The 23433-nt window shown below is 74.3% G+C and carries 21 protein-coding genes; 18 read left to right on the top strand and 3 right to left on the bottom strand.

The features are described from left to right. The first annotated feature begins 6 nt into the window (after nucleotides 1–6). The 4 genes from DER29_RS33135 to DER29_RS33120 all read left to right on the top strand — a co-directional run bounded on the left by DER29_RS33135 (nucleotide 7) and on the right by DER29_RS33120 (nucleotide 2813). The gene (locus DER29_RS33135; protein ID WP_121401747.1) at nucleotides 7–549 is read left to right on the top strand and encodes a DUF3180 domain-containing protein; all 543 of its coding nucleotides are present in this window, start codon (nucleotides 7–9) and stop codon (nucleotides 547–549) included. Nucleotides 550–671: 122 nt separating this feature from the next. Further along, a complete protein-coding gene (locus tag DER29_RS33130; protein WP_121401584.1) occupies nucleotides 672–1886 on the top strand; it encodes an ABC transporter permease in 1215 nt (404 codons plus the stop codon). A gap of 54 nt (nucleotides 1887–1940) precedes the next feature. Beyond that, entirely contained in the window at nucleotides 1941–2255 is a 315-nt protein-coding gene (locus DER29_RS33125) for a hypothetical protein (RefSeq protein WP_121401583.1), read from the top strand. A gap of 60 nt (nucleotides 2256–2315) precedes the next feature. Further along, nucleotides 2316–2813, top strand: a complete 498-nt coding sequence (locus DER29_RS33120; protein ID WP_121401582.1) for a hypothetical protein — start codon at nucleotides 2316–2318, stop codon at nucleotides 2811–2813. Between the two features lie 12 nt (nucleotides 2814–2825). Here DER29_RS33120 and DER29_RS33115 read toward each other — a convergent pair whose 3' ends face one another. Then, nucleotides 2826–3827: an ABC transporter ATP-binding protein gene (locus DER29_RS33115; RefSeq protein WP_121401581.1), complete on the bottom strand. Its 1002-nt coding sequence runs from the start codon at nucleotides 3825–3827 to the stop codon at nucleotides 2826–2828. A 2-nt stretch (nucleotides 3828–3829) separates the two neighbouring features. Between DER29_RS33115 and DER29_RS33110 the strand changes: the two genes are divergently transcribed. From DER29_RS33110 to DER29_RS34385, 4 genes are all read left to right on the top strand, one after another. Beyond that, a complete protein-coding gene (locus tag DER29_RS33110; RefSeq protein ID WP_121401580.1) occupies nucleotides 3830–4513 on the top strand; it encodes an ABC transporter permease in 684 nt (227 codons plus the stop codon). 173 nt (nucleotides 4514–4686) lie between these two features. Next, a complete protein-coding gene (locus DER29_RS33105; protein WP_121401579.1) occupies nucleotides 4687–5409 on the top strand; it encodes an ABC transporter permease in 723 nt (240 codons plus the stop codon). A 249-nt stretch (nucleotides 5410–5658) separates the two neighbouring features. Then, on the top strand, nucleotides 5659–6663 hold the full coding sequence (locus DER29_RS33100; RefSeq protein WP_121401578.1) for a glycine betaine ABC transporter substrate-binding protein: 1005 nt from the start codon (nucleotides 5659–5661) through the stop codon (nucleotides 6661–6663). Between the two features lie 153 nt (nucleotides 6664–6816). Then, nucleotides 6817–8556 carry a hypothetical protein gene (locus DER29_RS34385; RefSeq protein WP_158619137.1) on the top strand — a complete coding sequence of 580 codons (1740 nt, stop codon included), beginning with the start codon at nucleotides 6817–6819 and terminating at the stop codon, nucleotides 8554–8556. Nucleotides 8557–8630: 74 nt separating this feature from the next. Here the strand turns inward: DER29_RS34385 and DER29_RS33090 are convergent, their stop codons facing one another. Further along, nucleotides 8631–9791, bottom strand: coding sequence for an NADH-quinone oxidoreductase subunit D (locus DER29_RS33090; protein ID WP_121401577.1), 1161 nt, complete (start codon nucleotides 9789–9791; stop codon nucleotides 8631–8633). 4 nt (nucleotides 9792–9795) lie between these two features. Then, the gene (locus DER29_RS33085; protein WP_121401576.1) at nucleotides 9796–10899 is read right to left on the bottom strand and encodes an SAM-dependent methyltransferase; all 1104 of its coding nucleotides are present in this window, start codon (nucleotides 10897–10899) and stop codon (nucleotides 9796–9798) included. A gap of 201 nt (nucleotides 10900–11100) precedes the next feature. On the opposite strand from DER29_RS33085, the gene DER29_RS33080 reads away from it, so the two are divergent. From DER29_RS33080 to DER29_RS33035, 10 genes are all read left to right on the top strand, one after another. Further along, entirely contained in the window at nucleotides 11101–12054 is a 954-nt protein-coding gene (locus tag DER29_RS33080; RefSeq protein ID WP_121401575.1) for a Rossmann-like and DUF2520 domain-containing protein, read from the top strand. 29 nt (nucleotides 12055–12083) lie between these two features. Then, on the top strand, nucleotides 12084–12932 hold the full coding sequence (gene panC, locus DER29_RS33075; protein ID WP_121401746.1) for a pantoate--beta-alanine ligase: 849 nt from the start codon (nucleotides 12084–12086) through the stop codon (nucleotides 12930–12932). A gap of 35 nt (nucleotides 12933–12967) precedes the next feature. Further along, a complete protein-coding gene (gene panD, locus DER29_RS33070) occupies nucleotides 12968–13393 on the top strand; it encodes an aspartate 1-decarboxylase (RefSeq protein ID WP_121401574.1) in 426 nt (141 codons plus the stop codon). Nucleotides 13394–13572: 179 nt separating this feature from the next. Next, nucleotides 13573–14466, top strand: a complete 894-nt coding sequence (locus tag DER29_RS33065; protein WP_121401573.1) for a septum formation family protein — start codon at nucleotides 13573–13575, stop codon at nucleotides 14464–14466. Between the two features lie 82 nt (nucleotides 14467–14548). After that, complete coding sequence (locus DER29_RS33060; protein ID WP_121401571.1) at nucleotides 14549–16243, top strand: L-aspartate oxidase; 1695 nt, start codon at nucleotides 14549–14551, stop codon at nucleotides 16241–16243. Next, nucleotides 16240–17136 (top strand): carboxylating nicotinate-nucleotide diphosphorylase, encoded by an 897-nt coding sequence (gene nadC / locus DER29_RS33055; RefSeq protein WP_121401745.1) that lies wholly within the window; start codon nucleotides 16240–16242, stop codon nucleotides 17134–17136. The genes DER29_RS33060 and nadC overlap by 4 nt, the downstream gene beginning before the upstream one ends. 32 nt (nucleotides 17137–17168) lie before the next feature. Next, on the top strand, nucleotides 17169–17927 hold the full coding sequence (locus tag DER29_RS33050; protein WP_121401570.1) for a type III pantothenate kinase: 759 nt from the start codon (nucleotides 17169–17171) through the stop codon (nucleotides 17925–17927). 206 nt (nucleotides 17928–18133) lie between these two features. Beyond that, complete coding sequence (lysS, locus tag DER29_RS33045) at nucleotides 18134–19642, top strand: lysine--tRNA ligase (RefSeq protein ID WP_121401568.1); 1509 nt, start codon at nucleotides 18134–18136, stop codon at nucleotides 19640–19642. A gap of 109 nt (nucleotides 19643–19751) precedes the next feature. Beyond that, a complete protein-coding gene (locus tag DER29_RS33040; RefSeq protein ID WP_165947879.1) occupies nucleotides 19752–20102 on the top strand; it encodes an Lsr2 family protein in 351 nt (116 codons plus the stop codon). A 460-nt stretch (nucleotides 20103–20562) separates the two neighbouring features. Beyond that, the gene (locus DER29_RS33035; protein ID WP_121401566.1) at nucleotides 20563–23094 is read left to right on the top strand and encodes an ATP-dependent Clp protease ATP-binding subunit; all 2532 of its coding nucleotides are present in this window, start codon (nucleotides 20563–20565) and stop codon (nucleotides 23092–23094) included. Nucleotides 23095–23433 lie beyond the last annotated feature (339 nt).

Below are 23433 nucleotides of genomic sequence, written 5' to 3'. Positions count from 1 at the left end.
GCCGGCATGACACAGGCGCAGTCCCCGCGACCGGGCGGGACGGGCCCCGAGCGGTCCCGGATGGGCCCCACCCGGATCTCCACCCTCGTGGTGGCCGCCCTCGGCGCCGCTGCGGTGGCCTGGTTGCTGATCAGCACCCTCTACTACGACTACCTGCCGGAGCTGCCCTGGCTGCCGGTGGTCACCCTCGCCGCGCTGGCCGTGCTGGAGGCGTACGCCGCCGTCAACACCCGGGGCCGCATCGAGCGCAGGCCTGGCCGCGAGCCGGTCAACCCGCTGCTGGTGGCCCGGTTCGTGGTGCTGGCGAAGGCGTCCGCGCTGGCCGGCGCGATCTTCACCGGGTTCTACGCCGGGCTGACCGGCTGGCTCTTCGTGGAGCGCACCGACGCCGCGATGGACGACCGGCCGATCGCCGGCGCCGGCCTGCTCGCCGGGCTGGCGCTGGTGGCGGCGGCGCTCTGGCTGGAGCGCTCCTGCCGGGTTCCCGAGCAGGAGGACGACGAGGACCGCGAGCCCGGCGGCCGGGAGGGCCGCCCCGGCCCACGCTGATTCCGGGGGGTTACGCCCGGCCTCCCGCGCGGGTACGGTGCCTCCGACCGGAGAGCAACGCCGCCCCGGTCCGCCCGCGCGTCGGACCAGGCTGGACGGGCGGCCACGTGGGAGGCGGCGTCATGCGGCACGACGAACCGGGGCGTGAGCCGTCCCCCGAGCCCTCGTCCGGCATCCCCGCCTCCGTCCTGGAGAACGTCTTCGACGACCCCGCGCACGGCGAGCCCGGCCGCGACCGGTTCGCCGTCCACGTCGTCTGGGAGCTGCTGCTCCTGGCCGGGCTGGCCGTCCTGGCGTACCTGCTCTGGCGGGAGGACCCGGCCGCGCTGCGGGGCGACGGGCTGCGCTCCCTGCTGCTCGACGCGGTCGTGTTCGGGCTGCTGGGGCTGGCCGCCGGGCTGACCCTGCGTACCGCCGCCGTGAACCTGGCCGTCGGTCCCGTGGCGGTCGCCGCCGCGCTGCACGTCGCCGAGCAGGGCGACCGGGGCGTCAGCGCCGCCGCTGGCCCGGCCCTGCTGGTCGCCGCGCTGGGCGGGCTCGCCCTGGCGCTGGTCGTGGTGGTGCTGCACGTGCCCGGCTGGGCCGCGTCCCTCGCGGGCGCGGCCGGGGTGGTCGTGTACGTCGAACAGCGCTCGGCGTCGGTCCTGCCGCAGGGCGACTACGACCCGGAGCGCGGGGCGCTGCACCTGTTCGTCGGGTTCGCGGCCGTCGCGGTGCTCGGCGGTCTGTTCGGCTCGGTGCGGGCCGTCCGCCGGGTGGTCGGCCGGTTCCGTCCGGTCGTGGATCCGGCCCGCCGCCGGGGCGCCGTGGCGGCGGTGGTCACCTCCGGGGCGCTCGTCGGCTCCACGGTGCTGGCCGCGCTGGCCGGCATGCTGACGGCCAGCCGGGACACCGCCCCGGTCGCGCCGGACCCGGGGCTGGACTGGACGGTGCTCGCGGTCGGCCTGGCGCTGCTCGCCGGCACCAGCGCCTACGGCCGGCGGGGCGGCGTCTTCGGCACCCTGCTGGCCGTCTGCCTGGTCACGGTCCTCCTCGCGTACGCGCAGGCCCGGGGCTGGACGGTGAGCCGGTGGGCGGTCGGCGCGGCGGCGCTCGGCGTCGGGCTGCTGGTCACCCGGCTGGTCGAGGCGTACGGGCGGCCGGCGACCGGCGCGGCGGCGGAACCGGTCCCCGCCGGGGACGGCCGGATCGGCGCGGGCTGGACGGCGCCGTCGGCGGACCCGGTCGGCGACTGGCCGCCCGCCGTGCCGAGGCGGTCCCACGAGAGCCCGGTGGACCCGTGGAGCGATCCCGGCTGGGAGACCGGCCCGCGCCGCTGGGACGCCGGCGACCGGTGAGCCGGCGCCGCGTCCACCGGGCCGGGAGTGATCTCGCCGGTTAGGCTCGGCGGCATGACCGACACACCATCGACCTCCGCCGGCCCGTCGTTCGAGGAACTCGACGCGCTGTCCACCGAGGAGCTGCGGGAGCGGGCGTTCGCGGTCGCCCGGGAGCGCCACGACGTGCGCTTCTTCTGGTCCGTGCTGCGGCACCTGCCGAACGCGGACGAGGCCGCCGTCCTCGACGGCGCGCCCAACTCGGTCGGGCCGACGATCGACGAGGCCGCGGCGCTGTGGCGGGAGCTGACCGGGCACGGCTACGAGGAGTCGGCGCCGCTGCTGCGGGCCGCGTTCATCGACTACCTGATGAAGCACCCGCGAGGGTGACGGCGGCCGACGGCCCCGGAGAGGTTTGCCCCCCGCGCTCCGCCGGGAACTGACCCGATCATGGCGCTCACCAACCCGTCACGCACCGGCGGTCGCTACGGGACGGCGGCGGGCACGGGCGCGCTCGCGGCGCTCCTCCTGGTCGCGGTCTGCGGCAGCCCGGCGTACGTCGGCTGGGCCGCCGGCACCGACCCGAACTCCGCCGGCGGCTGGTACCTGCAACTGCTCTCCTGGCCGGCGTGGCACTTCGACGGCGACGGGGCGACCGGCAACCTGCTCGTGGCGAACCTGCGGGCCGTCCTGCTGGTCATCCTCGCGGCGCTCTTCCTCTACCTGCTGCCCACCTCGCAGGTGGCCCGGGTGCAGGGGTCGGGGACGCAGTTCTTCTCCGGCTGGGCCGCGTACGTCCTGGCCAGCGGCTTCGCCTCGCTGATCGCCGCCTTCCTCGGCCCGGAGCCGGCGCTGCTGACGGCGATCCAGGCGGGCGGCGCCGGCGCGACGTACGGCTTCCTCTCCGGCTGGGTCATCGGCACGGCCAGCCTCGGCGGTCGCGCCTGACCCGGGCGCGCCTCACCGCTGGGGCGCGCCCAGTTCGAGCAGCCGCTCCCGGCTGAGCACCCCGATCGGCCGCCCCCCGTCGGTCACCACGACCCGGTCCGCGGCCGAGGTCAGCAGCACCCCCAGCGCGTCGTACGCCGAGCCGCCGACCGGCATCGTCGGCAGCCCGGCCACCCCGGCCTCCGGCAGCGGCTCGACGGCCCCGCCGGTGACCGGGGTGACCGCGAGCCGGCGGATGCCCCGGTCGGCGCCCACGAACTCCCGGACGAAGGGCGTGGCGGGCGCGCCCAGCACGGCGGCCGGGGTGTCGAACTGCTCCAGGCGCCCGCCCTCGGAGAGCACCGCGATCCGGTCGCCCAGCCGGACCGCCTCGTCGAGGTCGTGGGTGACCAGCACGATGGTCTTGCGCACCTCGGCCTGCAACCGGAGGAACTCCTCCTGCAACCGGGTCCGCGCGATCGGGTCGACGGCCGAGAACGGCTCGTCCATCAGCAGCACCACCGGGTCGGCGGCCAGCGCCCGGGCCACCCCGACCCGCTGCCGCTGCCCGCCCGAGAGCTCGTGCGGGTAGCGGCGGCCGAACGTGGCCGGGTCGAGCCCGACCAGTTCCAGCAGCTCGTCGACCCGGCGACGGCTGCGCTGGCGGGGCCAGCCGAGCAGCCGGGGCACGGTGGCGACGTTGGCGCTGACCGTCTGGTGCGGGAAGAGCCCGACGTTCTGGATCACGTAGCCGATCCGGCGGCGCAGCCCGACCGGGTCGACCCGGGTGACGTCCTCGCCGCCGAGCAGGATCCGGCCGCCGGTCGGCTCGATGAGGCGGTTGACCATCCGGAGCACCGTGGACTTGCCGCAGCCCGACGGTCCGATCAGCACCGCCAGCTCGCCGGCTCTGATGTCCAGGCTCAGCTCGCGTACGGCCTCGGTGCCGTCCGGGTAGCGCTTGCGGATGCCCTCCAGCGTGATCGACGCCGCGCGCGGTTCGGCGGGGGCGGTGCCCTCCGGGGTAACGTCCACACATGTCCTTCCGCCTGAGCTACCGGGCCGACCCGGGTAACCCGTGGTTCTCCTGGCAGTACGTGCGGGACAACTCTGACACGATCGTCGCCGCCGTGCGGGAGCACGCCTCGCTGACCGCTCGCGCGGTGCTGATCGCCGCCCTGATCGCGCTGCCGCTGGCGGTGGCCGCGTACTGGTACCGCTCGCTCGCCGGGCCGGTCCTGGCCCTCACCGGGGTGCTCTACACGGTGCCGTCGTTGGCGCTCTTCGCGTTCGTCGCCCCCTACCTGGGCATCGGCGCGGCGACCGCGCTCAGCGTGGTGGTTCTCTACGCGCTGCTGGTGATCGTCCGCAACGCCGTCGCCGGGCTCAACCAGGTGCCCCCCGAGGTCCGCGAGGCGGCGGAGGGAATGGGGTACGGCCGCTGGGGCCGGCTGTTCCGGGTCGAGTTGCCGCTGGCCCTGCCGGGCATCCTCACCGGGCTGCGGCTGGCGACCGTCTCCACGGTGGCCCTGGTGACCGTGGGCGTGGTGATCGGGCGCGGCGGCCTCGGGCAGCTGATCTTCGCCGGCTTCCAGAACAACTTCTACAAGGCACAGATCATGACGGGGACGCTGCTCTGCGTCCTGCTCGCCCTGGTGCTCGACCTGGTCCTGGCCGGTGCGGGCAGGCTGCTGACCCCCTGGCTGAAGCGGGCCCGGTGAGCGCGAGGAACGCAGCGCAGCGGAGTCCCGCAGTCGCGAGCGGAAGGTCGGCCCGGTGAGCGCGAGGAACGCAGCGCAGCGGAGTCCCGCAGTCGCGAGCGGAGGGTTGGCTCGGTGAGCGCGAGGAACGCGGCGCGGCGGAGTCCCGCGGTCGCGAACGGGAGGTTGGCTCGGTGAATCCGGTCGAGGCGGCGCTGGTCTGGCTCAACGACCCGCTGAACTGGACGAACCCGGGCGGCGTCCTGGACCGGCTGGGCGAGCACCTGTCGATGTCGGCGGCGGCGGTGGCGCTCGGTTGCCTGGTCGCCTGGCCGATCGGGCTCTGGCTCGGGCACACCGGCCGGGGCGGCGGGCTGGTGGTACTGGTGTCCAACGTGTCGCTGGCCGTCCCCACGCTCGCCCTGCTCACCATCCTGCCGCTGACCTTCCTTGGCTTCGGCCGGCCGTCGGTGGTGGTCGCGCTGGCCGTCTTCGCCGTGCCGCCGCTGCTGGCCAACGCGTACACGGGGGTGCGGCAGGCCGATCCGGAGGCCCGGGACGCGGCGCGCGGGATGGGCTTCTCGGGGTGGCAGTTGCTGCGCCGGGTCGAGCTGCCGCTGGCGGTGCCCTACCTGGCGGCCGGGTTCCGCACGGCGGCGGTGCAGGTGGTGGCGACGGCCGCGCTGGCGTCCTTCGTCAACGGCGGCGGCCTGGGCCAGATCATCCGGGCGGGCTTCGGGCTGGACATCGCCGCCGGCGGCGGCCAGATCATCGCGGGCGGCGTGCTGGTGGCCGGGCTCGCCATGCTGTTGGAACTGGTGTTGGCCCTGGTCGAGCGGCTGGTCACGCCGCGCCCGCTGCGGGCCGGTCGCCGTCGGGCGCGTCGCCGGGCGGCGCAGGCGGTGGCCGGCGGCTGAGCGTCGTCCGCCCACCCGGACGCCGAGCCCGGGCGGGCGCGTGACGGCGAATTCGGTTCACCTCCGGTGACGATCCGGTGACAAACTCCGCCTCGGGTTGTCGGTCCCGCGTGGAAGATGTTGGGGTGGGAAACCGGGCGGCCGCAAGGCGAGCCGCCCGTGGGACACAGCGGGCGACCGGATCAGATCGCCCGTCGGACACGCGGCCGGCCCGACAGGGTCGCGCCGGGACACGGAAGGCGGGCACTGATGCGCGCACGTACACGCCTGGCGGTCGGTGCGGTGGGAGCCCTCGCCGCGGCGGGGCTGCTGACCGGCTGCGGCGACGCCGGTTCCTCCGGCACGGACGCCCCGGAGCAGGCGGCCTCGGGGGCCGGCTGCGCGCCGGTCGCCGGTGACCAGCTCGTCGTCCTCGACGACGACAAGAAGCTCCAGAACACCGACAACGTCATCCCGGCGGTCAACGTCGACGCGGCCAACCCGCAGTTGATCGCGGCGTTGGACAAGGTCTCGGCCGCGCTCGACACGCCGAAGCTGATCCAGCTCAACAAGGCCGTCGACGTCGACCGCAAGACGGCCCAGAAGGCGGCCGAGGAGTTCGCGGCGGCCAACGACGTCACCGCCGGCATCGCCAAGGGCCCCGGTGGGCAGATCGTGATCGGCGCGGCCAACTTCACGGAGAACCAGATCCTGGCCGAGCTCTACAAGATCGCCCTGACCGCCGCCGGCTACGACGCCAAGGTGCAGCAGATCGGCAACCGCGAGCTCTACGAGCCGGCCCTGGAGAAGGGCGAGATCCAGGTCGTCCCGGAGTACGCGGCGACCATGGCCGAGTTCCTGAACACCAAGGCCAACGGCAAGGACGCCCAGCCGGTTTCCTCGCCGGAGCTGGAGAAGACCGTCGCGGCGCTCAAGGCGGCCGGCGACAAGGCGGGCCTCGTCTTCGGCACGCCGGCCGCCGCGCAGGACCAGAACGCCTTCGCCGTGACGAAGGCGTTCGCCGACAAGTACGGCGTCAACACGCTCTCCGAGCTGGCCGCCAAGTGCTCGGGCCAGGCCACGGTGCTGGCCGGGCCGCCGGAGTGCCCGCAGCGGCCGAAGTGCCAGGCGGGGCTCGTCCAGGTCTACGACTTCAAGGCCGGCTCGTTCAGCTCGCTGGACCAGGGCGGCCCGCAGACCAAGAACGCGCTGAAGACCGGGGCCGCGAGCGTGGGCCTGGTGTTCTCCTCGGACGGCGCACTGGCCGTCGGCTGATCCCCGACCGGCCGCCGGTGGCCCCGTGCCACCGGCGGCCGACGGGCGGCCCGGCCGGTCGGTCGACGGCCGGCGGGGCGATCGGCGGTGAAGACGCCGCACGCCCTGTTCACCCTTTCCCCGGCGGGGCAGCCCTCGGTAGGCTGCGGACCCATGCCAGCCCCGGTCGCCCCCGCCGACAAGCGCAGCCCGTCGTTGCTGACCGTGCTCTTCTGGGTCGGTGTGGCCCTGGCGCCGGTGGCGGCGTTGATCCTGCTCGTCGCCGACGGCAACGGCCCGCTGCGGTTCGCCGCCGTACTGGCCATCCTGGCCGTCGTCCTGATCGGCCTGTCGATCGCGTTGCGTGCCGACGGCGCGGGCCCGGCCCGCACCGACGAGCTGCTGGACGAGATCGAGCAGCTCCGCCGCGAGTTGCGCGGGGAGATCGTGGCCGCCGCACAACGCGGCAACCAGGCGCTCGACCACGCCCAGCGGGCACAGGATGAGGTCACCGCGCTGCGTCGGCGGCTGGACGCGAGCAGCGCCGCGCTGGCCGGCGTCGACGCCCCGGCCGGCGCCGGCCGGGCCCGGGCGTCCGCCGACGACGCGGTCACCGGCCGCAGGCGGGTGCCGGACCAGGACGACGCGGTGCCGTACCGGGGACGTGTCGACCGGGACGACGAGGAGCCCGCCCGCAAGCCGCAGCCGGCTCCGCGTGCCGAGCGGCCCGCGCCCGGCCCAACCGGGTACGGCGTGGCCGGGCCGGCTACGGGTGCCGCCGGCGGGTACGGCGCGGACCGGCCGGCCCCGGGTACGGCCGGCGGGTACGGCGCGGACCGGCCGGCCGCCGGCGGAGCGGCCGGGGTGTACGGGGCGGCCCGGCCGGCGGAGCCGGCGAGCCAGCCCTCGGCCCGGCCGCTCGGAGTGGTACGGCACACCGAGACCGTGCACGTCACCACCCGGCACACCATCGTGGACGGCGCCGCGTCCGTCCCCGGCGACCGGGCGGCCCGGTACGACGGCGGGTACGCGGGACGCTGGTCGCCGGAGCAGGAGGAGCGGCCGTGGCCGGGTGAGCCGGACGACCGTCCCTGGGCCGGTCACGGTCACGGCGCACCGGACGACCGGTCCCGTCGCGAAGGCCGGCCACGCCGGGACGACGACGTGTCGCGGCCGGGCCCCGGAGCCGTCCGGGACGACCGTCCCCGGCCGGTCCAGCCCGGCGACCGGGAGTGGCCCGGCGAGCGGGAGTGGTCCGCCGAGCCCGGCGGCCGGGAATGGTCCGCCGAGCCCGGCGAGCGGGAGTGGCCGGGGCGGCCCGACGAGCGCGGACAGCAGTGGGACGAACCGGGTCGGGGCGGCGCGGAGGCACCGGGCTGGGCGGCGCCGGCGGAAGCGCGCGGGCGCGGCCGGTCGTACCCGCCCGACGAGGCGGGGGCGGAGAGCGGGGAGTACTGGTCGCAGCTGCGCGCCGGGGACCGGTGGGCCGCCGTGCGGGACGACGAGCGGGGTCGGGAGCTGCGGGTCGGGGAGCGGCGTGCCGAGGTGCACGCGGACGCGACCGGCACCGAGTACCGGGTCGCGGACCGCTGGGCGGCCGTCCGGCGGGACGAGCCGCGCCGGGGTCCGGACCGGGCGGACGACGGGTGGCGCGGCGGCTGGCCGGAGCCGGACGACGCCCCGGCCCTGCCGGCCGGCGGGGTGCCGGTGCCGGACGAGTGGCGTCCGCCCCGTCAGCGGGGACACCAGCCCGGGGCGCGGCACGACGCCGGTCCGCCCGAGGCGCACCGCACCCGCCGGGCGGAGCCCGAGCCGGAGCGGTACGGCCGGCGGCAGGAGGAGCACCACGGCTACCCGCCGCAGGGCGACGAGCCCCGCGCGGGCGGCGCCCGCAACGCCGACCGCTGGCGCTGACCCCGGCCGGCCGCCCCGACCGGCAGCCACCGCGCCGCCCGCCGCGACCGGACGGGCGGGCGGGCGCGGTCGGGTCACTTGTCGATGTCGCCGACCACGAAGAACATCGAGCCGAGGATGGCGATCAGGTCCGGCACCAGGCAGCCGGGGAGCAGGGTGGCCAGCGCCTGCACGTTCGCGTACGACGCGGTGCGCAGCTTCAGCCGCCACGGCGTCTTCTCGCCCCGGGAGACCAGGTAGTAGCCGTTGATGCCGAGCGGGTTCTCGGTCCAGGCGTAGGTGTGCCCCTCCGGGGCCTTGAGCACCTTCGGCAGCCGGGTGTTGACCGGCCCGGTGAGCCGGTCCACCCGGTCCAGGCACTGCTCGGCGAGGTCGAGCGAGGCGTACACCTGGTCGAGCAGCACCTCGAAGCGGGCGTGGCAGTCCCCGGCGGTCTTCGTCACGACCGGCACGTCCAGCTGGTCGTAGGCCAGGTAGGGCTCGTCGCGGCGCAGGTCCAGGTCGAGGCCGGAGGCCCGGGCGACGGGCCCGGACGCGCCGAACGCGGCGGCGTCCGCCGCGGAGAGCACCCCGACGCCGACCGTACGGGCCAGGAAGATGTCGTTGCGCCGGATGAGGTTGTCCAGGTCCGGCATCCGCTGGCGGACCTCGGCGATGGCGGCCCGCGCCCGGCCGGTCCAGCCGGCGGGCACCTCCTCCTTGAGCCCGCCCACCCGGTTGAACATGTAGTGGATCCGGCCGCCGGAGACCTCCTCCATCACCGCCTGGATGGTCTCCCGCTCGCGGAAGGCGTAGAACATCGGCGTGATCGCGCCGATCTCCAGCGGGTAGGAGCCGAGAAACATCAGGTGGTTGAGCACCCGGTTCAGCTCGGCCAGCGCCATCCGCAGCCAGGTGGCCCGCTCCGGCACCTCCATGCCCATCAGCCGTTCCACGGCGAGCACCACGCCCAGCTCGTTGGAGAAGGCCGAGAGCCAGTCGTGCCGGTTGGCCAGCACGATGATCTGCCGGTAGTCGCGGACCTCGAACAGCTTCTCCGCGCCCCGGTGCATGTAGCCGACGATCGGCTCGCAGGCCACCACCCGCTCGCCGTCGAGCACCAGCTTCAGCCGGAGCACGCCGTGCGTGGAGGGGTGCTGCGGCCCGATGTTGAGCACCATGTCGGTGCCGAGCTGCTCGCCGCCGGCCCCGGTGCCGACGGTCAGCTCGCGGAGGTCGCCGGCGTCCGTGGTCATGACGTCATCGTGCCATGAACCGCCCGGGGTCGACGCCGACCGGTTGCCGCAGCCACCAGTGCCCGCCGAGGCCGGCCGGGTCGGTCAGCTCGGCCACCGCCGACGCGGCGGCGAGCGCCCGCACGTACCCGGCCGGGTCGCCGGCGGCCAGGCTCAGCGGCGGTCGCCCGCCGTCGGCCCCGAGCGCCCGCAGCGCCTCCCGCTGCGACATCAGGTCGTACGCGCACCCGACGACCGTGGCACCGGCGGCGGCGACCGAGTCGACGGCGACGTGCGCGGTGACGTCGCGGGTCCCGTCCGGCACCGGCGGCACCTGCCGCCCGCCCCGGTACCCGGTCAACGTCCCGTCCACGGGCCGGCCGTCCCGCAGGTGCCCGTAGTCCACGGCCAACGCCAGCCCCCGGTCAATCCTGCCGACCGCTGCGGCCCAGGCGTCGTCGCGCGTCCGACCGATCTCGGCCCGCGCGCCGACCGGGTGCCGGGACCCAGGTCCGGCCCCGCCGGCTCCGCCCGCCGGTGCCGGCCACCACCTGGCGAGCCAGTCGGCGTCGGCGGGGCCGACGGGGTCACCGACGGTCTCCTCCCCGGTGGCCGGGTCGACCAGCAGGTACCGCCAGCCGTCCCCGGCGTGCGCCGCCACGTCGAGCGGCACGTTGTCGAGCCACTCGGTGGCCACCAGCAGCCCGGTGATCCCGGCAGGGATCTCGTTCACCCACCCGATCTCCGCGGGGAGGCCGTCGGGCCGGGCCGCCTTCTCGACGGCGGTGAGGCGTACCCGGGAGGCGAGCGGGACCGGCGCGGGGGACGAGCCGACGGCGGACGGCGACCCGGCGGGAGACGGGCGGGGAGCGGCCCCGGTGGCCCCCAGCGCGGCGGAGAGGGCGCGCAGCAGCTCGCCCCGGCCCGCCCCCACGTCGACGACGGAGAGGACGCGGGGACGGTCGAGGGCGGCGTCGACCTGCTCGACCAGCCGCAGCAGCGCGGCGGCGAAGGCGGGCGACGCGTGCACGCTGGTGCGGAAGTGGCCGGCCGGACCCGACCCGGAGACGAAGAAGCCGCCCGGCCCGTAGAGCGCCCGTTCCATCGCGTCCCGCCAGCGGATGGACATCAGCTCGTTCCTCGCTCAGCGTGCGTCACCGTGCCGACCCTACGGTCAGCTGGTCGGGCGGGGACCGTCCGTCCCCGTCCCGGCGGTCGTGCCGCCGGGTGCCGGCGGTGAACGTTTTCACACATCCTTGTCCCGGTTCCGTGACCCCGGCGCATACTTGCCATCGACCGGTACCCCTTCTCGAGGACTGGATCGTCGCCCATGAGCGCACCCCTGCGCCCGCGCCCGGCCGCCCCCCACGGGCCCGCCGTCCCGCCGGCCGCCACCCCCCGTCTCCTCACCGTCGGCATCGTCGGCTCCGGCCGGGTCGGCACCGTTCTGGGCGCCGCGCTCGCCGCCGCCGGCCACCGGGTCGTCGCCGTCACGGCCGGCTCGGGCGCCTCCCGGGCCCGGGCCGCGCTGCTGCTTCCCGAGGTGCCCCGCCGTTCCGCCGCCGCCGTGGCGCGGGCGGCCACCGACCTGCTGCTGGTTGCCGTGCCCGACGACGCGCTCGCCGGGGTGGTCGCAGCCCTGGCCGACGGCGGCGCGCTGCGTCCCGGCCAGGTGGTCGCGCACACCTCCGGCGCGCACGGGCTGGCCGTGCTCGCCCCCGCCGCCGCGGCGGGCGCCCGCCCACTCGCCCTGCACCCCGCGATGACCTTCACCGGTACGCCGGACGACCTGGCCCGGCTGGCCGGCATCTCGTACGGGGTGACCGCCCCGGCGGAGCTGCGTCCCCTGGCCGCCCGGCTGGTCGCCGACCTCGGCGGGGTGCCGGAGTGGGTCGGCGAGGCGGACCGGCCGCTCTACCACGCGGCGCTGGCGCACGGCGCCAACCACCTGGTGACCCTGGTCAACGAGGCGGCCGACCGGCTGCGCGACGCCGGGGTGACCCAGCCGGAGAAGGTGCTCGCGCCGCTGCTGCGGGCCGCCCTGGAGAACGCGCTGCGCCTCGGCGACGACGCGCTGACCGGGCCGGTGTCCCGGGGCGACGCCGGCACGGTCGAGCGGCACCTGGCCCGGCTCGCCGCGACTGCTCCCGAGTCGGTGGCGCCCTACCTGGCCCTGGCCCGGCGTACGGCCGACCGGGCCATCGCGGCGGGCCGGCTGCGGCCGGTCGACGCGGAGTCGCTGCTCGGCGTGCTCGCCGGCGACCGGCGGCAGGTGGCGGCGTGACCGGGCCGACGGTGGACGGAGGGGACCGCGTGACGGAACTGGTGCACGGCCGCGCCGAGCTGGCGGCGGCGCGGGACGGGCTGAAGGGCACCGTCGGCGTCGTGATGACCATGGGCGCGCTGCACTCCGGGCACGAGACGCTGCTGCGGGCGGCCCGGGAGCGGGCCGACCACGTGCTCGTCACGATCTTCGTCAACCCGTTGCAGTTCGGCCCGAACGAGGACTTCGACCGCTACCCGCGCACCCTCGACGCCGACCTGGAGATCTGCCGGCGGGCCGGCGCGGACGTGGTCTTCGCCCCCTCGGTGACGGACATGTACCCGGACGGCCAGCCCCGGGTCCGGGTGAATCCGGGCCCGCTGGGGGAGGACCTGGAGGGGCAGAGCCGCCCCGGGTTCTTCCACGGGGTGCTCACGGTGGTGCTGAAGCTGCTCCAGCTCACCCGCCCCGACCTGGCGTTCTTCGGCGAGAAGGACTACCAGCAGCTGACCCTGGTGCGGCGGATGGCCCGGGACCTCGACGTGCCGGTCGAGGTGGTCGGCGTGCCGACCGTGCGGGAGCCGGACGGGCTGGCCCTGTCCAGCCGCAACCGCTACCTGTCCCCGGCCGAGCGGGAGGCCGCGCTGAGCCTGTCGGCGGCGCTGCGGGCCGGGGTCGCGACCGCCGACGAGGGCGGTGACGCGGGGGCGGTGCTCGCCGCCGCGCACGCGGCCTTCGGCGCCGGTACGCCCGGCGCGCGGCTCGACTACCTGGTGCTCACCGACCCGGAACTGGAACCGGGGCCGGTCTCCGGGCCGGCGCGGCTGCTCGTCGCCGCCTGGGTGGGCGCCACCCGGCTGATCGACAACGCGGCGATCCTGCTCGCCCCCCGTTCCTGAACCCCACCCCCGCCACTTCCGCGAAAGGCATCCCGATGCTGCGCACCATGCTCAAGTCGAAGATCCACCGGGCCACGGTGACCCAGGCCGACCTGCACTACGTCGGCTCGGTGACCGTCGACGAGGACCTGCTCGACGCCGCCGACCTGATCCCCGGCGAGCAGGTGGCGATCGTGGACATCACCAACGGGGCCCGGCTGGAGACGTACGTGATTCCGGGCGAGCGGGGCAGCGGCGTGATCGGCATCAACGGCGCCGCCGCCCACCTGGTGCACCCGGGGGACCTGGTGATCCTCATCTCGTACGGGCAGATGGACGACGCCGAGGCCCGCGCGTACCGGCCGCGGGTCGTGCACGTGGACGCCGACAACCGGGTCGTCGAGCTGAACACCGACCCGACCACCGCCGCCCCCGGCACCGCCGGTGCCCCGATCCCCAACCCCTTCGCCGTCGCCGTCTGACCCGCCCGGTACCTCCTTCGCCCGTTCCTCGCGGGAGTTTCTGTGGCGGTTCGTCGCCTTCGTGACCCAGGGGAGCTTCCGGGCGTCGAAGTGGGGGTGCTTGCGGTCTGTCACCGGAAGGTCATCCCTGGGTAGTCTGGTTGCCCGTCGAGAGACGCGGGTGGCTGGGGGAGGCCGCGATGCGCCGTGCGATGAGTGCCCTGCTCGCTGCCGTCGCCACGGCCGCACTCCTGGCCGGCTGCGCCGATGCCGGCGGGGTGGACGGTGACCTGGTCGACGACTGGGCGGCCCTGCCCGCTCCCGGGCCCTTCACCCCGGCCGCCGGGGTGTGCCAGGTCGCCGACTTCGTCGACGTGGTGACCCTGGCGGCGTACGCGCCGGTGGACTGCGCCGCGCCGCACCGGGTCGAGACCGTGCACGTCGGCGCCTTCCCTGCCGGGCGGCCCGCCCCGCCGCCGGGCGGCTCGGCCGAGTTGCGGGGCGCCTTCGCCGACTGCGACACCCGGGCGACCGGTCACGTGGGCGCCGACTGGCGCACGGGGCGGCTACGGCTGGCGGTGGCGGTGCCGTCCGGGGCGGGCTGGACGGCCGGCGCCCGCTGGTACCGGTGCGACCTGGCCGAGGTGAGCACCGTCGAGGCCGCCGCCACGGTGGTGGTCCGCACCAGCAGCCTCCGGGACGCGCTGCGGGTGCCGTCCCCGCTGCGGCTGGGCTGTCAGCAGGCCCGCTCCGGCGGCGGGTCGGTGCGGACGCTGCTCCCGGTCGACTGCGCCACCCGGCACGACGCCGAGTTCGTCGGGGTGTGGCGGGCGCCCGACCGCCCGTACCCGACCCGCCCCGCCGACTGGGCTCCGCTCTACGCCGGCTGCCGCTCGGTGCTCGGCCGCTTCGTGGGGGTGCCCGACGACGCCGACCTGCGCTTCCGCAGCGGCGTGGTGGTCCGCCCGCCGGGAGCGGGCCGGTGGCGCGTCGGCGACCGGGGCGTCCGCTGCTACCTCTGGCTCGACGACCGTAAGGTGACCGGCTCGCTGCGGGGCGCGGGCCCGGCTGCCCTCCCGGTCCGGACGAGGTAGCGGCACGTCCGGACCCGATGGCCCAAACCACTCGTCCCGCCCCCGCCGCCCCCCGCGAGGACCCTTCGGGTTGACTGTGGGTATGGACCTACCGACCGTCGACCTGCCGGCGCTGCCCAGGCTGCTGGCCGCCCCCGCGCCCGGCTGGGTGGAGACCACCGACGTGATCGTGGTCGGTTCCGGGGTGGCGGGCCTGACCGCCGCGCTGCACCTGCGCGAGGCGGGGCTGCACGTCACCGTGGTCACCAAGGTCGACATCGACGAGGGGTCGACCCGCTGGGCGCAGGGCGGCATCGCCGCCGTGCTCGACCCGCAGGACACCCCGACCGCGCACGCCTCGGACACCGAGATCGCCGGCGTCGGGCTCTGCGACCCGGCGGCGGTGCGGGTGCTGGTCGAGGAGGGCCCCACCCGGCTGCGTGAGCTGATGCGGATCGGGGCGGAGTTCGACCGCAACCCGGACGGCTCGCTGATGCTCACCCGGGAGGGCGGGCACCGGGCCGACCGGATCGTGCACGCCGGCGGCGACGCCACCGGGGCCGAGGTGCAGCGCGCCCTGCACGCCGCCGTGCGCCGCGACCCCTGGATCCGGCTGGTCGAGCACGCCCTGGTGCTGGACCTGCTGCGTGCCCCCGGGGACGGCCCCGGCGGGCTCGGCCCGGCCTGCGGCATCACCCTGCACGTGCTCGGCGAGGGCAGCGAGGACGGGGTGGGCGCCATCCTGGGCCGGGCGGTAGTCCTGGCCACCGGCGGGATGGGCCAGATCTACGCGGCCACCACCAACCCGGCCGTGTCGACCGGGGACGGGGTGGCCCTCGCGATGCGGGCCGGCGCGGCGGTGACCGACGTGGAGTTCGTCCAGTTCCACCCGACCGCGCTGATCACCCCGGCCGGTGCCGGCGTGCCCGGCGCCGGGCACGCCCAGCAGCCGCTGGTCTCCGAGGCGTTGCGCGGCGAGGGCGCCCACCTGGTCGACGGCGACGGCAAGCGGTTCATGGTCGGGCAGCACGAGCTGGCCGAGCTGGCGCCCCGGGACGTGGTGGCCAAGGGCATCCACCGGGTCCTGCTGGCAACCGGGGCGGACCACGTGTTCCTCGACGCCCGGCACCTGGGCGGTGACTTCCTCGCCCGGCGCTTCCCGACCATCGTCGCGTCCTGCCTGGCCATCGGGGTCGACCCGGCGACCGACCTGATCCCGGTCGCCCCGGCCGCGCACTACGCCTCCGGCGGCGTCCGCACCGACCTGCGGGGCCGCACCTCCATCCCCGGGCTGTACGCGTGCGGCGAGGTCGCCTGCACCGGCGTGCACGGCGCGAACCGGCTGGCCAGCAACTCGCTGCTGGAGGGGCTGGTCTTCTCCCGGCGGATCGCCGAGGACATCGCGGCCGGGCTGCCCGAGCAGGCCCAGCCGGCGGCGACCGGCGCCTGGGTGGGCGGCGAGGGCTGGGTGGTGCCGGCCGAGGCGACGCCGACGCTGCAACGGGCGATGACCCGGGGCGCGGGCGTGCTCCGCTCGGCGGAGACCCTCGCCGGGACCGCGGGCGTGCTGACCGGGCTCGGCGAGGGCCGGGGCCGGCCCCGGACGGCCGACTGGGAGGCGACGAACCTGATCACCGTGGCGTCGACGCTGGTCGCCGCCGCGTACGCCCGCCGGGAGACCCGGGGCTGCCACTGGCGGGAGGACTTCCCGACGGCCGACGAGCGGTGGCACGGCCACCTGGTCGGCGCGGTCGGGGCGCAGGGCCGGCTGACGCAAGCGTGGGAGGGGACCCGATGACGGAGTCGACGGAACGGGCACTGCGGGACGCCGGCCTGGATCCGGCGCGGGTGCGGCAGACGGTCGAGGCCGCGCTCGCCGAGGACCTGGGGCCGGACTTCCTGGACGTCACCAGCGTCGCCACCATCCCGGCCGACCAGACCGACACCGCCGACCTGGTGGCCCGCGCCGACGGCGTGGTGGCCGGGCTGGCCGTGGCGGCGGCCGTGTTCGAGCTGGTCGGCGAGACGACCGGCGCCGGCCGTACGGTCGAGGTGTCGGTGGTGGCCCACGACGGCGAGCGGGTGGCGCGCGGCGACGTGCTGGCCACGGTGACCGGCCCGACCCGGCTGCTGCTCACCGCCGAGCGGACGGCGCTCAACCTGCTCTGCCGGATGTCCGGGGTGGCGACCCACACCCGGGCCTGGGCGGACGCGCTGGCCGGCACCAAGGCGATGGTGCTGGACACCCGCAAGACGACCCCGGGCCTGCGCGCCCTGGAGAAGTACGCGGTCCGCGCGGGCGGCGGCACGAACAAGCGGATGGGCCTGCACGACGTCGCGATGATCAAGGACAACCACAAGTTCGCGGCAGGCGGCATCACGGCGGCCTTCCGCCGGGTCCGGGAGGCGTTCCCGGACGTGCCGGTGCAGGTCGAGGTGGACACGGTCGCCGAGGCGGTGGAGGCGGTCGAGGCCGGGGCCGACTTCCTGCTGCTGGACAACATGACCCCGGAGATGCTCACCGAGGTGGTCGCGTCGGTGGGGGACCGGGCGGAGCTGGAGGCGACCGGCGGGCTGACCCTCGACGTGGCGGCGCGGTACGCGGCCACCGGCGTCGACTTCCTGTCGGTCGGGGCCCTGACGCACTCCTCGCCGATCCTCGACATCGCGATGGACCTGCGCACCGGGTGAACCGGCGGCCGGCCGTTGTCTAGGCTGCGTGCGTGCTGCTCTGCATCGACATCGGAAACACCAACACCGTGCTGGCGACCTTCGACGGCGACAAGCTGGTGCACTCCTGGCGGATCAAGACCGATGCGCGGTCGACGGCCGACGAGCTGGGCCTGAAGTTCCGGGGCCTGCTCGCCGGGGACGCCGTGGAGATCACCGGGGTCGCGGCCTGCTCCACCGTGCCGGCCGCGCTGCGCTCGCTGCGCACCATGCTGTCGCGCTACTACGCGGACCTGCCGAGCGTGATCGTCGAGCCCGGGGTGCGCACCGGTGTGCAACTCGCCATCGACAACCCGAAGGAGGTGGGCGCCGACCGGGTGGTGAACACCCTGGCCGCGTACACCCTCTACGGCGGGCCGTCGATCGTGGTGGACTTCGGCACCACCACCAACTTCGACGTGATCAGCGCCCGGGGCGAGTTCCTCGGCGGCGCCTTCGCCCCGGGCATCGAGATCTCCTTCGACGCGCTCGCCGCCCGCGCCGCCCAGCTGCGCAAGGTGGAGGCGGCCAAGCCCCGCTCGGTGATCGGCAAGAACACCGTCGAGTGCCTCCAGTCCGGCCTCTACTTCGGCTTCGCCGGGCAGGTGGACCGGATCGTCGAGCGGATGATCGAGGAAATGGGCGAGGTGAGCGCGGTGATCGCCACCGGCGGGCTGGCCTCGCTCGTGATCAACGAGTGCCGCACGATCACCCACCACGAGCCGATGATCACCCTGATCGGGCTGCGGATGGTCTACGACCGCAACGTCTGACCCCGGCCGCCGCCGGGGCCGGGCGCCGGGCGGGCCTCAGCGCCGTCGGGCCCGGCGGACGAGCGCGCGGTACGGCGACGAGGCCGAGCGAGGTGGCCGGAAGTGGGGCCGGTCATGCGGGCCGGTTATCCCGTAACGCCTCGCTAGCGCCTTGAGTACGCTCGGGGCCTGACCCCGCCCGAAATCTCCTTCTGAGGAAGCGTGCCGTGACCGAGCAGAACCCCGTGCCAGTCGATCCCGCCGACGACCTTCCCGAGCAGATGAAGGTCCGCCGGGAGAAGCGGGACCGGATGCTCGCCGAGGGCGTCGAGCCGTACCCCATCGGATTCCCCCGGACCAGCACGCTGGCCGAGATCCGCGAGAAGTACGCCGAGCTGCCCACCGACACCGCCACGGGAGACCAGGTTTCGGTCACCGGCCGGGTGATCTTCGTACGCAACACCGGGAAGCTCTGCTTCGCCACCCTCCGGGACGGTGACGGCACCGAGTTGCAGGCCATGCTCTCCCTCGACCGGGTCGGCGCCGACCGGCTGAACGACTGGAAGCGCCTGGTCGACCTCGGTGACCTCGTCGGGGTGACCGGCGAGGTGATCACCAGCCGGCGCGGCGAGCTGTCCGTGCTGGTCGAGCGGTGGGCGGTGACGGCGAAGGCGCTGCGCCCGCTGCCGGTGGCGCACAAGCCGCTGAGCGAGGAGGCGCGGGTCCGGCAGCGCTACGTGGACCTGATCGTCCGCCCGCAGGCCCGCCAGATGGTCCGTACCCGGGCCGCGACCGTGCGCAGCCTGCGCGACGTGCTGCACGGCCGGGGCTTCATCGAGGTGGAGACCCCGATGCTCCAGCTGCTGCACGGCGGCGCGGCGGCCCGGCCTTTCGTGACCCACAGCAATGCACTCAGCACCGATCTGTATCTGCGAATCGCGCCGGAACTGTTTCTCAAGCGGGCCGTCGTCGGCGGCGTCGACCGGGTCTTCGAGATCAACCGCAACTTCCGTAATGAGGGTGTCGACTCTTCGCACTCGCCCGAGTTCGCGATGCTCGAGGCATACGAGGCGTACGGCGACTACGACACCATGGCCGAGCTGACCCGGAATCTCGTGCAGCAGGCGGCGATCGCGGTCAGCGGCTCGGCCGTGGTGACGCACGCCGACGGCCGGGAGTTCGATCTGGGCGGCGAGTGGCGCTCGGTGACCCTCTTCGGGGTGCTTTCCGAGGCGCTCGGCGAGGAGGTCACCGTACGCACCGAGCGCGCCCGCCTGGTGGAGTACGCCGACAAGGTGGGCCTGGCGGTCGACCCGAAGTGGGGGCCGGGCAAGCTGGCGGAGGAACTGTTCGAGGAACTGGTGGTGCCCAGCCTCCAGGCGCCCACCTTCGTCCGCGACTACCCGGAGGAGACGAGCCCGCTGACCCGGGCGCACCGCAGCGAGCCCGGGCTGGCCGAGAAGTGGGACCTCTACGTGCTCGGTTTCGAGCTGGGGACCGCGTACTCCGAGCTGGTGGACCCGGTGGTGCAGCGGGAGCGGCTGGTGGCCCAGGCCCAGCTCGCCGCCCGCGGCGACGACGAGGCCATGCGGCTGGACGAGGACTTTCTCCGGGCGATGGAGTACGGAATGCCGCCGGCCGGGGGGATGGGAATGGGAATCGACCGGCTCTTGATGGCGCTCACCGGCCTGGGAATTCGGGAAACCATCCTCTTCCCCCTGGTTCGCCCGGAGTAGCCGCGCATCTCCACCGGGTCGTTACCGCATCCTATTGACGCGGCAAGCGCCGCGCGGGTTATCGTGCTTACAGTTTGCAGGAGCACCCTGCTCGAAAGGAATGTGGGACGTGGCCAAGCAGATCATTCATAAGCTGGTCGATGACCTGGACGGCGGGGACGCTGACGAGACGGTCAAGTTCGCGCTCGACGGCGTTCAGTACGAGATCGACCTGTCGAGCTCGAACGCCGAGAAATTGCGCGACGTATTCGCCTCGTACATCGCCCACGGCACCAAGGTGGGCAGGGGCGGCGTCGTCGTCGGCGGCCGGGCCGCACGCGGTCGGGGTGGCGCCACCGCCGACCGGGAGCAGAACAAGGCGATCCGCGCCTGGGCCAAGAAGGCCGGTAAGGACATCTCCGACCGGGGCCGGATCCCCCAGGAGATCGTCGACGAGTACCACGCGAAGGCCGGTCACTGACGAGACCGCCGACGGGCGACACCGACGCCGGGCCGGAGCACGCCTCCGGGCCGGCGTCGCCGTATCCGCCCGGGACCGCGTCCGAGCGGGAAGAATTCCGTCCCGACGGTCGTTGTCCACAGCCGGTGGAGAGTCTGTCCACAGCCTGTGGATGGCTCCCGGACGGCCCGGATCCGGGCCGCGTCGGCGCCGGCGCGACCCGCACGGCAGGTCCGCGACCGTGGCCGAATTTCGCTCTGCGCGTACAGGCAGGGGTACCGGAACACCCCCTGAGCGCGGACGGTTGTGTAAAACGACGCGTACACGGCCTCCGACGGGGACACACGACCTCAGCGGAGTCGGTCCGCGGCGATAGAGTAAGGAGGCACGGACGCCCGTCCCGGTCGTCCGCGCACCGGCCCCGCCACGACTTCTTGACCATCAAGATCGAGTGCGCACGGCACGTGAGGAGCACGAGGGCATGTTCGAGCGGTTCACCGACCGAGCGCGACGGGTTGTCGTCCTGGCCCAAGAAGAGGCCCGGATGCTCAACCACAACTACATCGGTACGGAACACATCCTGCTGGGCCTGATCCACGAGGGTGAGGGCGTCGCCGCCAAGGCTCTGGAGAGCCTCGGCATCTCCCTGGAGGGTGTGCGACAGCAGGTCGAGGAGATCATCGGCCAGGGCCAGCAGGCGCCGAGCGGGCACATCCCGTTCACGCCGCGGGCCAAGAAGGTGCTGGAGCTGTCCCTGCGCGAGGCGCTGCAGCTCGGCCACAACTACATCGGCACGGAGCACATCCTGCTCGGCCTGATCCGCGAGGGTGAGGGCGTCGCCGCCCAGGTGCTGGTCAAGCTCGGCGCCGACCTCAACCGGGTCCGCCAGCAGGTGATCCAGCTGCTCTCCGGCTACCAGGGCAAGGAGCCGGCCGCGGCGGGCGCCACGCCGGGTGAGGCCGCGCCGTCCACCAGCCTCGTGCTGGACCAGTTCGGCCGCAACCTGACCCAGGCCGCCCGCGAGGGCAAGCTCGACCCGGTCATCGGGCGCGAGAAGGAAATCGAGCGGGTCATGCAGGTGCTCTCCCGCCGGACCAAGAACAACCCGGTCCTGATCGGTGAGCCCGGCGTCGGCAAGACCGCCGTGGTGGAGGGGCTGTCCCAGAAGATCATCAAGGGCGAGGTGCCCGAGACGCTGAAGGACAAGCAGCTCTACACGCTCGACCTCGGTGCCCTGGTCGCCGGTTCCCGCTACCGCGGTGACTTCGAGGAGCGCCTCAAGAAGGTGCTCAAGGAGATCCGCACCCGCGGCGACATCATCCTCTTCATCGACGAGATCCACACCCTGGTCGGCGCGGGCGCCGCCGAGGGCGCGATCGACGCGGCGAGCATCCTCAAGCCGATGCTGGCCCGTGGCGAGCTGCAGACCATCGGCGCGACCACGCTCGACGAATACCGCAAGCACCTGGAGAAGGACGCCGCCCTCGAGCGCCGCTTCCAGCCGATCCAGGTGGGTGAGCCGTCACTGGCCCACACCATCGAGATCCTCAAGGGCCTGCGGGACCGCTACGAGGCGCACCACCGGGTCAGCATCACCGACGCGGCTCTCGTGGCCGCCGCGACGCTGGCCGACCGGTACATCTCCGACCGCTTCCTGCCCGACAAGGCGATCGACCTGATCGACGAGGCCGGCGCCCGGATGCGGATCCGCCGGATGACCGCGCCGCCAGACCTGCGCGACTTCGACGAGCGCATCGCCCAGGTGCGGCGCGACAAGGAGTCCGCGATCGACGCGCAGGACTTCGAGCGCGCCGCCCAGCTGCGCGACAAGGAGAAGCAGCTCCTCGGGCAGAAGGCCCAGCGGGAGAAGGAGTGGAAGGCCGGTGACCTGGACGTCGTCAGCGAGGTCGACGACGAGCAGATCGCCGAGGTGCTCGGCAACTGGACCGGCATCCCGGTCTACAAGCTGACCGAGGAGGAGACCTCGCGCCTGCTGCGCATGGAGGACGAGCTGCACAAGCGCGTCATCGGCCAGGAGGACGCGGTCAAGGCGGTCTCGAAGGCGATCCGGCGCACCCGGGCCGGCCTGAAGGACCCGAAGCGTCCATCGGGCTCGTTCATCTTCGCCGGTCCGTCCGGTGTCGGTAAGACCGAGCTCTCCAAGGCGCTGGCCGAGTTCCTGTTCGGCAGCGAGGACGCCCTCATCCAGCTGGACATGTCCGAGTTCCACGACCGCTATACGGTCTCCCGGCTGGTGGGTGCCCCTCCCGGCTACGTCGGCTACGACGAGGGCGGCCAGCTGACCGAGAAGGTGCGGCGTCGGCCGTTCTCGGTGGTCCTCTTCGACGAGATCGAGAAGGCCCACCCGGACGTGTTCAACACGCTCCTCCAGATTCTGGAGGACGGTCGGCTCACCGACGGTCAGGGCCGGATCGTGGACTTCAAGAACACGGTCATCATCCTGACCACCAACCTGGGCACCCGCGACGTCGCCAAGGCGGTCTCGCTCGGTTTCCAGGCGTCGGAGGACTCCGAGTCCAACTACGACCGGATGAAGCAGAAGGTCAACGACGAGCTCAAGCAGCACTTCCGGCCTGAGTTCCTCAACCGGATCGACGACACCATCGTCTTCCACCAGCTGCGCCAGCAGGAGATCCTGTCGATCGTCGACATCATGATCCAGCGGATCGAGGGCCAGCTGCGGAACAAGGACATGGGCCTGGAGCTGACCGACAACGCCAAGAAGTACCTGGCGAAGAAGGGCTTCGACCCGGTGCTCGGTGCGCGTCCGCTGCGTCGCACGATCCAGCGCGACATCGAGGACAACCTGTCCGAGCGGATCCTCTTCAACGAGCTGACCCCGGGTCAAATCGTGGTGGTGGACTGCGAGGGCGATCCGGAGGACATCGACAAGTCCAAGCTCGTCTTCACGGGCGCGGACCGGCCGGCCACGGTGCCGGACGCCGTCCCGGCCGACCTCGGTGGCACCGCCGCCGCAGGCGCGGACGAGTAAGGCCGAAACAGCACGAGGGCGGCGGCCCGGTGGCACCAGCCACCGGGCCGCCGCCCTTTCTGGCATTCAGCACCCCGCCCGCCGCAGGCGGATCGCGCCGACGTGGGGGCCAGGTGATGTTCCAAGCGATTCAGCTCGACAGGGGAGAAAACTGCGCGGTCGACGCAACTGGCGCGCACGCGTCGTAGTCCGGTCTCGCACGGCTGGGCACGTGTGTCCGGGACGCCCGCATCCGCCGTGACTGCGCCGGGCACATGACGCCTGTATGTCTGGTTTGTGGTGGTGGGCGCCACGGGTGGGGTGGGCATGGGCCGGGGTGCCGGGTCGTTGTAACCATCG

Source organism: Micromonospora sp. M71_S20 (assembly GCF_003664255.1).
GTDB lineage: Bacteria > Actinomycetota > Actinomycetes > Mycobacteriales > Micromonosporaceae > Micromonospora.
This window is presented reverse-complemented; position numbering and strand designations above follow the sequence as displayed.

What these genes read in the sequence shown, in the direction of transcription:
- DER29_RS33135 (WP_121401747.1), top strand. Translation starts at nt 7, where the DNA reads ATGACACAGGCGCAGTCCCCGCGACCGGGCGGGACGGGCCCCGAGCGG.
- DER29_RS33130 (WP_121401584.1), top strand. Translation starts at nt 672, where the DNA reads ATGCGGCACGACGAACCGGGGCGTGAGCCGTCCCCCGAGCCCTCGTCC.
- DER29_RS33125 (WP_121401583.1), top strand. Translation starts at nt 1,941, where the DNA reads ATGACCGACACACCATCGACCTCCGCCGGCCCGTCGTTCGAGGAACTC.
- DER29_RS33120 (WP_121401582.1), top strand. Translation starts at nt 2,316, where the DNA reads ATGGCGCTCACCAACCCGTCACGCACCGGCGGTCGCTACGGGACGGCG.
- DER29_RS33110 (WP_121401580.1), top strand. Translation starts at nt 3,830, where the DNA reads ATGTCCTTCCGCCTGAGCTACCGGGCCGACCCGGGTAACCCGTGGTTC.
- DER29_RS33100 (WP_121401578.1), top strand. Translation starts at nt 5,659, where the DNA reads ATGCGCGCACGTACACGCCTGGCGGTCGGTGCGGTGGGAGCCCTCGCC.
- DER29_RS34385 (WP_158619137.1), top strand. Translation starts at nt 6,817, where the DNA reads ATGCCAGCCCCGGTCGCCCCCGCCGACAAGCGCAGCCCGTCGTTGCTG.
- DER29_RS33090 (WP_121401577.1), bottom strand. Translation starts at nt 9,791, where the DNA reads ATGACCACGGACGCCGGCGACCTCCGCGAGCTGACCGTCGGCACCGGG.
- DER29_RS33085 (WP_121401576.1), bottom strand. Translation starts at nt 10,899, where the DNA reads ATGTCCATCCGCTGGCGGGACGCGATGGAACGGGCGCTCTACGGGCCG.
- DER29_RS33080 (WP_121401575.1), top strand. Translation starts at nt 11,101, where the DNA reads ATGAGCGCACCCCTGCGCCCGCGCCCGGCCGCCCCCCACGGGCCCGCC.
- panD (WP_121401574.1), top strand. Translation starts at nt 12,968, where the DNA reads ATGCTGCGCACCATGCTCAAGTCGAAGATCCACCGGGCCACGGTGACC.
- DER29_RS33065 (WP_121401573.1), top strand. Translation starts at nt 13,573, where the DNA reads ATGCGCCGTGCGATGAGTGCCCTGCTCGCTGCCGTCGCCACGGCCGCA.
- DER29_RS33060 (WP_121401571.1), top strand. Translation starts at nt 14,549, where the DNA reads ATGGACCTACCGACCGTCGACCTGCCGGCGCTGCCCAGGCTGCTGGCC.
- nadC (WP_121401745.1), top strand. Translation starts at nt 16,240, where the DNA reads ATGACGGAGTCGACGGAACGGGCACTGCGGGACGCCGGCCTGGATCCG.
- DER29_RS33035 (WP_121401566.1), top strand. Translation starts at nt 20,563, where the DNA reads ATGTTCGAGCGGTTCACCGACCGAGCGCGACGGGTTGTCGTCCTGGCC.